The sequence below is a fragment of the Cupriavidus sp. H19C3 genome (assembly GCF_049393815.1).
In the GTDB taxonomy this organism is placed as follows: Bacteria; Pseudomonadota; Gammaproteobacteria; order Burkholderiales; family Burkholderiaceae; genus Cupriavidus.
Genome location: NZ_CP184987.1, coordinates 239841 through 250606, shown reverse-complemented (window position 1 = coordinate 250606; position 10766 = coordinate 239841). Strand labels below are relative to the sequence as shown.

10 protein-coding genes and 1 pseudogene are annotated in these 10766 nt (G+C 64.1%); all 11 read left to right on the top strand.

Annotated features, from left to right (window positions below; translation table 11 throughout):
* Positions 1-183 precede the first annotated feature (183 nt).
* The 11 genes and pseudogenes from DFLDMN_RS32125 (at position 184) to DFLDMN_RS32075 (ending at position 10764) form a co-directional block, all read left to right on the top strand.
* The gene (locus DFLDMN_RS32125; protein WP_423200740.1) at positions 184-891 is read left to right on the top strand and encodes a VirB8/TrbF family protein; all 708 of its coding nucleotides are present in this window, start codon (positions 184-186) and stop codon (positions 889-891) included.
* Positions 892-908: 17 nt separating this feature from the next.
* The gene (locus tag DFLDMN_RS32120; RefSeq protein ID WP_423200739.1) at positions 909-1814 is read left to right on the top strand and encodes a TrbG/VirB9 family P-type conjugative transfer protein; all 906 of its coding nucleotides are present in this window, start codon (positions 909-911) and stop codon (positions 1812-1814) included.
* Positions 1814-3052 carry a TrbI/VirB10 family protein gene (locus tag DFLDMN_RS32115; RefSeq protein ID WP_423200738.1) on the top strand — a complete coding sequence of 413 codons (1239 nt, stop codon included), beginning with the start codon at positions 1814-1816 and terminating at the stop codon, positions 3050-3052. Before DFLDMN_RS32120 ends, DFLDMN_RS32115 begins: the two co-directional genes overlap by 1 nt.
* Positions 3045-3851 (top strand): lytic transglycosylase, encoded by an 807-nt coding sequence (locus DFLDMN_RS32110; protein ID WP_423200737.1) that lies wholly within the window; start codon positions 3045-3047, stop codon positions 3849-3851. The genes DFLDMN_RS32115 and DFLDMN_RS32110 overlap by 8 nt, the downstream gene beginning before the upstream one ends.
* Positions 3848-5096 (top strand): annotated as a pseudogene (locus DFLDMN_RS32105) (TrbG/VirB9 family P-type conjugative transfer protein). The gene DFLDMN_RS32110 and the pseudogene DFLDMN_RS32105 overlap by 4 nt, the downstream one beginning before the upstream one ends.
* Positions 5093-5518, top strand: a complete 426-nt coding sequence (locus tag DFLDMN_RS32100; RefSeq protein WP_423200736.1) for a lytic transglycosylase domain-containing protein — start codon at positions 5093-5095, stop codon at positions 5516-5518. Before DFLDMN_RS32105 ends, DFLDMN_RS32100 begins: the two are co-directional and overlap by 4 nt.
* 112 nt (positions 5519-5630) lie before the next feature.
* Positions 5631-6134, top strand: coding sequence for a toxin co-regulated pilus biosynthesis Q family protein (locus DFLDMN_RS32095; RefSeq protein WP_423200735.1), 504 nt, complete (start codon positions 5631-5633; stop codon positions 6132-6134).
* Positions 6135-6141: 7 nt separating this feature from the next.
* Positions 6142-7956 carry a protein PilN gene (locus DFLDMN_RS32090; protein ID WP_423200734.1) on the top strand — a complete coding sequence of 605 codons (1815 nt, stop codon included), beginning with the start codon at positions 6142-6144 and terminating at the stop codon, positions 7954-7956.
* Positions 7957-7958: 2 nt separating this feature from the next.
* On the top strand, positions 7959-8759 hold the full coding sequence (locus DFLDMN_RS32085; protein WP_423200733.1) for a hypothetical protein: 801 nt from the start codon (positions 7959-7961) through the stop codon (positions 8757-8759).
* Positions 8756-10120 carry an ATPase gene (locus tag DFLDMN_RS32080; RefSeq protein WP_423200732.1) on the top strand — a complete coding sequence of 455 codons (1365 nt, stop codon included), beginning with the start codon at positions 8756-8758 and terminating at the stop codon, positions 10118-10120. Before DFLDMN_RS32085 ends, DFLDMN_RS32080 begins: the two co-directional genes overlap by 4 nt.
* Positions 10120-10764 carry a hypothetical protein gene (locus tag DFLDMN_RS32075; protein ID WP_423200731.1) on the top strand — a complete coding sequence of 215 codons (645 nt, stop codon included), beginning with the start codon at positions 10120-10122 and terminating at the stop codon, positions 10762-10764. Before DFLDMN_RS32080 ends, DFLDMN_RS32075 begins: the two co-directional genes overlap by 1 nt.
* Positions 10765-10766 lie beyond the last annotated feature (2 nt).

Below are 10766 nucleotides of genomic sequence, written 5' to 3'. Positions count from 1 at the left end.
TCGAACATTCCCATCGACCCCGACGTTGGCCACTGCTCATCAATTGCATCCTGGCCCCTCACGGGTGGATGGAGCCCTCCCAAACAGCAATTACCCAGAAAGCTCCGCAAAATCGCGTAGCTTTTCGCCCTCTACGACGCGTGGTTAGCTGTTCCAATTAGCGGCATCCCACAGGAAAGCCGCATGCGTCTGTTCACCAAAAAATCCGATAAGGCCAAACCTCCGAGCGTCGCCCCGGGGATGTACGCCGAAGAGAAGCCTGAGCAGCTGATCTTTGACCGTACGACCCGTCTGGCCGTCGAGCGGAATCACTGGAAGATCGCAACGCTGGGGATCGGCTTCATTGCACTCGCCGCAATCATGACGCGCGAGTCGCCGCCTTCGGTGGTGAAGACGGTTGGGGTGTCCGCCGACGCGACGGGCAAGCCGTACGTGCGCGAACTGACCGACTACCGCCCAGACGATCTCGCCCTGAAGTGGGCGTTCAAGGACCTTGTCACGCGCTGGTTCACGATCGAGCCGATCCTGAGCACAGACGTCGAGCGCTCCCGTATCGCGCAGAACCTGCGGTCGGTGCGCGAACAGATGGTGGGCTCTGGCCGCCAGCAGTTTCAAGAATGGGTGGATGACGATCAGCCGATTCGTCAGGTGATCACGTCCCCCACGCTGGTGCGTGAGCCGAAGATTCTCAACATCGCCGTCCTGCCGGACAGCACCGTTGCCGTGGAGTTTGTGACCTCCACCAGTGAGGACGGCTACAAGCCGCGCCGGCAGCGCTACGCCATCACCTTTCGCTATCAGGTCAAGCCACCGACCAGCGATGCCGTACTTGGCACGAACCCGTTCGGCATCTATCCCGTTTTCTTCAGCATCCAAAAGTCGCAGGCGTAATGCCGCGCCCAGAACCCATGGAAGCTAAATCCTCCCGGATTCTCCCCTACGCCCTCGCAGTCTTGCTGGCATTCGCGCTCTCTGCCCCCGATGGCTATGCCGCCGACAAGCTACCCGGCCGCACTGGCGCAGGGCTGGGCGGCCTGAGCGTGGGCGACATGAGCGACGCCATGAACCCAGCGAACCCGTTCAACGGTGGCGTCGACCCGGTGGCGTTGCCCGGGGATTCGCGACTGGTGGTCTTCACCTACAACCGCGATCAGATCTTCCGCGTGCTGAGTGCGCCGCTGAAGATGACAACCATCGAGTTCCCCGACGACGAGCAAATCGTTGGTGAGCCTGCGTGGGGCGAAAGCGTTCGCTGGGACTACGAGACCGACGGCGCCAATCACCTCTACGTGAAGCCGCAGGCGGCAGGTCTCGTGAACACACTGTCGGTGAACACGACGAGGCGGAGCTACGAGTTCACACTCGTGTCGTCACCGCTGGGCGGCATCTTCTATCAGAAGGTGCGGTTCCGTATTCCCACCTCGATAGCGGCAAAGGTCAAGGCGCGCAACGATGCCAAGGCGGACGCCGGGGACGCTCGGTCCGGCGACGCTGCCGACGAGCGCAATGCCGAAGCGATAGGCGTCTCGCCGGAGAAGCTCAACTTCGAGTACTCGATCTCTGGAAGTGCCGACTTCAAGCCGGAGACGGCATTCGACGATGGCAAGGCCCTGTGGCTGCGCCTGCCCGCGGGAGCCTCGCAGAACTGGCCGGTGGCGCTCGTCAAGGACGGGAGTGACTACGTCGTAGTCAACGCTCTGCGCCGAGGCGGCTACCTCGTTGTGCAGCGCCTCGCCGATACGGTAGTTCTCCGCTCGGGCCGCGACGAAGTGCGCGTGGAGCGCGGCCGTGGCCGCATCCTGGGGCTCTTCTGATGCGAGGCAAAAAGCGAGACCTCAACGTGACCGACGTCACCGAAGCGCAACAGCGAACGGTGAAAGGGAAGCTGCCGCGCAATATCGTCATTGCGCTGGGCGGCATCGCGGCGGTGCTGGTGGGGGCGCTCGGATACTACTTCCAGTCTCTCAGTGAAGTCCAGCGCGACGAGCAGGCCGAGCAGGAGCGCGCGGAACAGATCCGTGCCCGTGCCGGTTCCTCGGATGGTGCGCAGAACCTCGAGCAGACCATTCGCGATCAGGCCGAGAAGGCCCGGCAGGAAGCCGAGCGCCAGCGCAAGGTCGCTCTGCCACAGGATGCGCCGAGAACGCCTGTGCTGACGGCGAATGATTTCGTCGCAGGCGGGAGAGCAGGGTCGCCGGCGCCCGACGCGAAGAAGAACGAGCAGGACATCATCTTCACCGCGCCGATATACAAGAGCGGTGTGCGCAAGAGCCAGGTCGAGCGGAAGTCAGCACCGTCTGTCGCGGATGTCACCGATCCCGCTGCGATGCGAGCGCTGCAGCAGGCTGCTGCCGCACGAGCGAGCGCAGCGACCGCCGGGCAGGGGCCGGAAAGTGCCGCACAGCCCGTATCTGCTGACAAGCAATTCCTGCGGGATGCCGGGGCAAGCACGACCCTGCGCACGGGCTTTGACGGGAAGCTGCCGCGTTGCACGCTGAGCCGCGGTTTCATCATTCCTGCCAACTTCGCGGGAGGACTAAATTCGGACAGGCCGGGCGAGTTTCGCGCGACCGTCTCACAAGACGTCTACGACACGGTGAAAGGCACATGCCGGATTATTCCGGCCGGCACAACGCTTGTCGGCATGTACAGCGCCGATATCGCCGTGGGCCAGGAGCGCATCCTAACGGCGTTTGTGCGCATGCAGCTGCCCAACGGCAGGACCGTGCCACTCATGGGCATGCAGGGTGCGGACCCCGATGGCACGGCTGGGAACTCCGGTGACGTCAACAACCACTTCTGGAAGATCTTCGGTGGCGCGCTCGTGATTGGTCTGCTCGAACAGCGGTTCAATAACGGCAACACGGCGACGACCGTGGGCCCGAGTGGCTTGACGACCTATGGCAACGCTGCAGGACAGGTTGCCACCCAGACCGCGCAGACGATCCTCAATCGCAACCAGAACATTCGCCCGACGATCACGACGCAACCGGGACAGAAGATGGTGGTGCAGGTCAAGCATGACATCGTGCTGGAGCCATATCGTGAATAGGCACATCGCGAACATCATTTGCGGAGCGTTCGCATCGCTCGCATCTATCGGTGCCCACGCGGCATCCATTGAGGCGGTCGTCAGCCCGAACGCCATCGTCGTGCGCGCCGAAGGTCGGGCACGCGTGCATACGCTCGAAGGCAAGCCAGTGCTCTTCTGCGGCCTCGATGCCTTCCTCGGATGGGCGTCGCGCCTCCTCGGCGCACAGATCGAGGCCGGCGCTGACGATGGCCCCGTCGTGACGCTGGATGGAAAGCCGGTGCCGATCGCGCGCCTGTTCGCACGCGAAGGCTGGCTGCGGCCTGCCGTGCTCAATGACGCCGCGCAGGAAGCGATTGCCGAGCGCCGCGGTGGCTGGGCGTGTGCCCCGAAGACCGAGCCCTTTGCGCAGATGGGCGAGCGGATCGACCCCAAGATTACGGCGGGCATCGCGATGAACGAGTCATCGTATCGTGGCCGCCCGTGGCCGTGGACGCTCAATGTCGCAGGGCGAGGTATGTTCTTCGCCTCGCGTGAGGAGGCCTACGCTGCCATCAAACGCCTGCTTGCCAGCGATCGTTGTGATTTCGACGTGGGTCTGATGCAGGTGAACTGGTGCTACCACGGCAGGCGCTTTGCGTCGCCCTGGGACGCGCTGGCGCCGGCCACCAACATCCGCGTCGCCGAAGACATCCTCGCCGAGAACCTCCAGCGCAGCGGCTCGCCCATGAAGGCAGTTGCCTGGTACCACAGCGCGAATCCTGAGCGCGGTGGTCCGTACTTCTCCCGATTCTTGAAACACGTGGCGCAATTCCAATGATCCGGCAGCTCATCTTCTCTGCACTGGCACTGATGGCGTTGCCCGCTATCGCGGCTGATACCGATCCGCTCGACTTCGACTATCAGGTCGTCGCGCGCGCAGCGGACCGGCCCGCTATGGTATTCAACGACGGCGCCGCAACATACATCCAGCCGCGCTTTGGCCAGAAGATCGATGCTGACGGGGCTATCCAGAATGGTCCGTACTGGGTCATCGATGGCGTGCCGGACGTGGTGCGCTACTCGGTGAACGGCCAGTCGGTGGTTGCACGCTGGAAGCGTGCGAACCGCTTCACGTCAGAGCCGGCGAACCCAAGTGGGGATCTGCCTCGCAGTCTGGCCGCGATCTCGGGCCGTCTGGCGCTCATTGGCAGCTTCACGGATCTCCCCGTCGTGCGAGCGGGACACTCGTCGCTGCCCCTCGCGCAGATGGTGAAGTCGATTGCCCCCGCAGGTTGGAGCGGCACGGCGCAAAAGGACATTTCACTTACGGACGATGTGTCGCTCGACGCGCGCAGCGGCGAGAACTGGCTACAGGCGCTCGCACGCGTGCTCGAGCAGCGCAATCTCTATGCGGAGGTCGATTTCGGCCGCCGCAATATATCTCTGCGCGCTACCCCGCCGAAGGCGTTCGCTGTGGAGGCGGAGCCGCGCTCGGCGCCGGGCGCAATCCTGCACACGGCCGCGCCCGCGACCGATGTCGCAGCGGCGCCTGCGATGGTCGCCAGCGGGTCTGACACGGCGTTGCCGAAAGGCCCCACGCTCGCATCTGCCTTCAATGCGCTGGCGATTCGCGACGCGAAGAACGGCCGCATCGAGATGCGCTTCGACGCGCAGCCGAACGGTCTGGAGCTGCGCGACGCCGCCGGCGACAAGCTGCGCACCGAGTGGGACGACACCGAGAAGGTTCTTTCCTTCCCCCACCGTGGACAACTTCACCGTGGCCGCCGGCGGCAAGCGGGTGGAGGTTGCGCGGGTGCCTGGTATCAATTTCCTGTTCCCGCGCGAGAACGACGCGGGCCTCGAGCGTGTGTTCGAGAAGGATGGCAATACCTATCTGAGCTTCGCCAAGTCGATGGCGAGCATCTCGGTGTTCGGAGACAACCACCAGGGCGGCGGCGAGCAGAAAGATCGCTACTTCAAGTTCAACGGGGTATCGGATCATCTGACCGTCGTTGCAGACGGCAATGTCGTCCGTGTGGACCGCCTGCCGGAGGTCCGCTTCTACGAGCGCGCGGTCCAATGATTGCGATCCGTGTCGGGCTACTGATAGCTGGCACCGCGCTCGCTGGTCTTGTGCGCGCCGATTGCCTGGACGAGGCGGCGGCATTCCATCGCGTCAGTCCCGTGCTGGCACGTGGCATTGCGCAGGTCGAGTCAGGGATGCGGTCGTGGGTAACCAACCGCAACACCAATGGCACCGAGGACATTGGGCTGATGCAGATCAACTCTGCTCACCTGCCGCGCCTCGCGAAGTTCGGGATCACACGCCAGAGCCTCTTCGACCCCTGCACCAACGCCTACGTCGGTACCTGGATTCTCGCCGATTGCCTGGGCCGGTATGGCGAGACGTGGACGGCTGTCGGTTGCTACAACGCCGGCTCGCCAGACAAGCGGCTCCGGTATGCCAACCGCGTCTACCAGAAGCTGCAATCGACGACCAAGTAACCCATTCGAATTGAAACGGAATACAGCCATGCACCAGTCTCGATCGTTGTCCCGGATGAGCCGGGTTCTCCTTGCGGGCGCCGCGGCTTTTGCGGCCTGTGCTAATGCCGCAGTGCCTGCTACGTCCCCGTTTGGCGCGGACGCCTCGGGCAACTTCGAGCCGAGCAAGCCTCTGGCCGGCGGCGGCTGGCAGCTGCTATCCGAGCGCAAGGCACCGAAGCCCGATGCGACGTCCGTCGCGGCGCTGGCGCCGCCTTCGGCTGCCAGCACACAGGTGGTGTCCCCGGTGACGGCAACGCCGACGGTAACGGCGCCGGTCGCAGGCCCGGCACTCGCGAATGGTCAGCGCGCCTGGTCCGTCTCTCCCAGCGACGGCAACTATCGCCTGCTCATCGAGAAGTGGGCACGCGAGGCCGGCTGGACCACGGCGCCGTGGGAGCCCGATCAGGACGTACAGATCGAAGGTGCAGACGCATTCACCGCGGACTTCAAGACGGCGATTCGACGCGTGCTCTCGGCGACGGAGATGACCGACTACAGCCTGAAGCCGTGCTTCTACTCCAACAACCTCGTCCGTGTGGTGAAGCTCACCACGAAGTGCGACCCGACCAAGTGAGCCGCAGATGAAGATCATCCACCTTATCCGACCGGCCACCGGCGCAGCCCTGGTCTGTTCGACGCTATCAGGTTGCGTCTCGCCTACGCTGCTCAAGGACGTCCAGCAGACCACTGACACGACCACGATGCAGATCACGCAGACGACCGAGGGGCTTTACGCCCGCATCCGCCGCGACCGCGCGGCGGTGGAGGCCGAGCAGGAAGTGAACCGCCCGTTCCTGGCCGGCAAGCGTGTGCCGGTGGCACGTAACGTGACGCTGCCCGTTGCGCTGCGTAAGGATGTCGACACCCTTGTCTGGTTTCCGGAGCTCTCAATGCCGCTGGCGGTCGCTGCGCAGCGGATACAGATGGCGACCGGCATCCCCGTCAAGATCGAATCCGATGTCTATCTGCCGCCAAATCTGCTGCTGCCACGCACGTTCGCGGCGCAGGCCCAGCAGCAGTTGCGCACGGCGCAACAAGGGCAGAGCGGCGGCGCGGTGAATCCGCTGTCGCAGGGCCTTGGCCCGGCACCAGCGCTTAATTCACCGCTGCCCTCAGCGTTGACGGCAGAAGGCGGCGTCGGCGTGACGCAGACCACGCCTCTGCTCGAGACGCCGCTGAACGTCAAGTTCAAGACCAGCGAAAAGATGCCGCTGGCGAACATGCTCGACCTGATCGCGACGCGACTCGGCATCAACTGGGAGTACAACGCCGAGAAGGGGCTGGTCCGGTTTTATCGCCTGGTCACCAAGACCTGGCAACTGCCGATGGCCGGCGGCACCAATTCGTTCACTACCGAGTTCAAGCAATCTGCCGAGGGGGGCTCGTCTGGCGGTGGCTCGGGTGGCTCGGGCGGGGCGGGGCAGTCAGCCCAGATCGACGCCGCGGCCAAGGCGGAGATCAAGGAGCAGAACGACCTCGAAGGCGTCAAGGCGAGCATCCTGCCGGCGATGACGATGGTCGGCAGCTCCGAACTGAACCCAGCCACCGGTGTGCTCACGTTGCGGGACACCAAGGAGGCGGTGGACGCGGCCGACGAGATCATTCGCAAGCAGATCGCGATCTACTCGCGCATGGTGACGCTGAAATTCCAGATGATCGACCTTACCGTGTCGGATGCCGGCGAAGCTGGAGTGGACTGGAACGTTGTGCTCACGAAGGCCCTGCAGAACCTGCCGGGGTTCACGGTCAACGCGCTGTCTCCGGCGACGCTGGTCTCATCCACCGCCGGCAGTCTTGGCCTCGGCATCACTTCGGGCGGCTTCGCTGGCACGCAAGCGATTGTCAACGCCCTGAAGCAATACGGCACCGTGACCTCGGGTGTCACGATTCCCGTATCGATGCGCAATCGGCACGGCTTCCAGTACAACAACCGGCGCACCTTCTCCTACGCGTCCGGCTCGACGCCGGCGACGACGACGGCCGGTGGCACGGGCGGCATCCCGGGGATCATCACGTCTACGGCAACGGTCGGCTTCAAGCTGGCCGCCTATGCCGACGCCACCTCGCGCGATGATGTGAACCTGACGATCGCGCTGGACCAGTCAAAGCAGGACGGCCCGCTGGAGAAGTTTACGTCGGGCAGCGGAAGCAACCAACAGTCGGTGCAGACCATCAACATCGTCGGCAAGGGCATCCCGAAGCAGGACATCATCGTCCGCAACGGTCAGACCGTTCTGATGGCGGCGCTGGACCAGGACGACACCGCGAATACGCGTCGAACGTTGGGCGAGTCGTTGCCGATGATTCTGGGTGGATCGCAGACCGTATCGAAGACGCGCACGTTTACCTTGCTCCTCGCGACGGTCATGGTGCAGGACCACGGGGAGGGCAAGTAATCATGCATGCGATCCAAACGCTTCTTTCCGATGCACTGGCTTTGTATCGTCGCTATCCGCTGGTGGCGATCCTCACCTGCCTGCCGGGCCTATCTATGGTGCTCGTGCAGATCCGCGGGCAAATCAATGGTGAGGTGGTCTACGCGGCTGTGGTATGCGCCATTCTCACAATCCTTGCCCAAGGGTTCCTGTCAATTTATGGCCTGTCGCTGGAGCAACGGATGTTGGCCACGACCGGTCGCAACTGGACCGTCCAGGTGCACGGCATGGACCGGGGGGTTATCTCGGACATTGAATACGCCTCGCTGCGCCACCACGCAGTGTTCACGATCGAAAACTATCTGCGCCAGATCGTCAATCTCTGCGAAATCGCCTTCAACTTCGTCCGTTTGATGACGCGGGCCATTCCGTTCCTCGCATTCTGGATCGTGATGGGTGGGCTGCTGCTCGACACGACCATCGCTTTGGCCGTGGCACGCGAGCTGTGGGTGTTCGCGCAGACGACGCCGGAGTCATTCGCGTATGGCATGGCAAAAGGCCTTGCGATGGTGATCGCATGGGGTGCCGTGATCTGCGGCATGTTCATGCCGAGTGCGATGGGATTCTGCAATCAGTTTCGCGCCGACTTGGAGCATTCGCTGCGCCGGCGACTGAATCTACCGACGACCGAGCGCCTCGATCTCTACAGCCTCGACGGAAATAGGCGGGTGCCGGCAGCTGAGAGGGCTGAGTTCCGCGCCTTCATGCGCGCGCGCCTGTCTAAGGCGGGTTCGGACAGCGTGCCGCCAGGAGTTGCCCGATGATCCTCGAGATCCACGGCAAGGCGATCGCCTTCGGCATGCAATGGCGCACCCTTACCGGGAACGCGCCCGCGCCTGAGCTCGCCGCGAAAGTCGCCAAGGAAGTGAAGGCCGCGCGGATCTGGCATGACGGCGCGGCGCTGCACATGGGCTATCTCGCCCAAGAAGACGCGCAGACCAAGGTCAAGGACAAGCTCTATTCCGCGGCCGTCGCGGTGGCTCGCATTCCCGGGCTCATGCCGAATGTGTTCTTCGCGTACAGGCTGGAGCACGCGGGCCAGCATGTCGGCTATCTGGTCTGCGGCATCCTCAAGGGCCGACCACGTGTCGGATTCGACCGCGTCATTCAGGACGAGCAGACCCTGTCCGAGCTCGCCGTCGAGTTCGCACGGGTCGCAGGAGGCACCTTCCGGCTGGCCGGCAACCTTCCCGAACTGGCGCAGTTGCTCGGCAACGTGCCGGCGCTGTCCTTCTCGGAACTAACGCTTGAGCAGCTCGCCGACGCCGCCGACCAGCACGCAGCCTTGCGCAAGCCGAGTTCGGCTGCCACGAAGAAGCGTTTGCTGGCGCTGGTGGCCCTGATCGTTGTCGGCGCCGTTGGGTACAAGTACGGCATGGCGCAGTACCGGGCCTATGAGGCGCGCAAACATCCGCCGCCGCCGCAGAAGAGCCCAGCGCAACGCTATGCCGAAGACATCCTCGCTCGCGGCCGCGCGCCATCAGCGGTCGCTGCGGTTGCGGTGCCGCGCTTCGCAAAGTGGTTCGTCGACGTCGATCCGCTGTTTGTCGGCGGGTGGAAGCTCACGAAGATCAACTGTGGTGCGGTTGTGGCGCCGCAAGCATCTTGCTCGCTCACCTATGGACTGGGCGGCGCGAAGGACATGCCACGAGGTGTGACGAACGCTACGTTCCTCGCCGCACTGCCGGACGCCTTCAGCGCGCCCGCCTTTTCCAAGGAAGACAAGGAGGTCACCGTGCAAGCGATGGTGCCTTTCGGGCCGGACGCGCCGCTCGGCAAGCTGATCGAGAGCCTGCCGACATCGATGGCGTTGCGCACGGACTTCGGGTCCACCCTCCAGTTGTTGCGGCCTGCCGCATCCAAGGCGGTCCTGCAGGACATCGGACTGTTCGGGACGATTCCCGGCGAGGGCATTGCCTCGATCCCGTATGTCTACAAGAGCGCCAAGTGGGAAATGGAAGGGCCGCTGCGCAACGCGGCGGAGATCGGCACTTTCCCGCCGAACGTGTCGGTTAGCGAAATCGCCCTGACGATCAACCTGGACGCGGACTCCGACATCCAGAAATCGAAGTTTGAACTCACTGTGAAGGGCGATGCGTACGCCCGCGATGGAGGAAAAATCTGATGAAACGCATCGCCATGACCTTTCTCGCAGTTGCCGCCTCGCTTGCCCATGCGGAAGGCGACAAAACTGTGACGCGGGTGCTTCTGGAGAAGGATGCGCAGATCGCCGTGCAAAAGGCCGACCAGGAGTTGGCCAAGACGAATCCGGCGCCGGTGGTCACCACGACGGCGCCGACCGCAGAGCAGCGTGAGGCCCGCGGTACCCCCAAGACCGTGGCGATCTTCGGCGTGGATGGAAGCAAGGCAGGCCTCCCGGTCACGCTGCGCAGCTATGTGAAGTGGGGTAATCAGGTCTATCCGGCGAAAGTTGGAGGAACCGTGCGCGGCTACAAGGTTGTGGCCATCTCGGAGGCGGGCACGAAGCTGACGAAAGGGAAGCAGACGCTCACGGCCGAGCGTGCCGACGATGACGCCGTGCTGCTCGAGGAGCCTCCCGTACAGCGCGCGTCGGCGGCAAATGGCGGTGGTCCGCTCCCCGCCCACACCCCCGCAACGCCCGTCGCGATGCCGTCCCAGCCGCCCGCGATGCCCGCGGTGCCCGCGCAGTTCCCCGGCGCCGGTAGCAATGGCGTGGCCCCTGTGATGCCACCGGTGCCCGTGATACCGGTTTTGCCGGCCGCGCCTGCGGCGGTGGCGCAGGGCTAAGG

Coding starts and splice junctions, on each gene's coding strand:
- DFLDMN_RS32125 (WP_423200740.1), top strand. CDS start 184: ATGCGTCTGTTCACCAAAAAATCCGATAAGGCCAAACCTCCGAGCGTC.
- DFLDMN_RS32120 (WP_423200739.1), top strand. CDS start 909: ATGGAAGCTAAATCCTCCCGGATTCTCCCCTACGCCCTCGCAGTCTTG.
- DFLDMN_RS32115 (WP_423200738.1), top strand. CDS start 1,814: ATGCGAGGCAAAAAGCGAGACCTCAACGTGACCGACGTCACCGAAGCG.
- DFLDMN_RS32100 (WP_423200736.1), top strand. CDS start 5,093: ATGATTGCGATCCGTGTCGGGCTACTGATAGCTGGCACCGCGCTCGCT.
- DFLDMN_RS32090 (WP_423200734.1), top strand. CDS start 6,142: ATGAAGATCATCCACCTTATCCGACCGGCCACCGGCGCAGCCCTGGTC.
- DFLDMN_RS32085 (WP_423200733.1), top strand. CDS start 7,959: ATGCATGCGATCCAAACGCTTCTTTCCGATGCACTGGCTTTGTATCGT.
- DFLDMN_RS32080 (WP_423200732.1), top strand. CDS start 8,756: ATGATCCTCGAGATCCACGGCAAGGCGATCGCCTTCGGCATGCAATGG.
- DFLDMN_RS32075 (WP_423200731.1), top strand. CDS start 10,120: ATGAAACGCATCGCCATGACCTTTCTCGCAGTTGCCGCCTCGCTTGCC.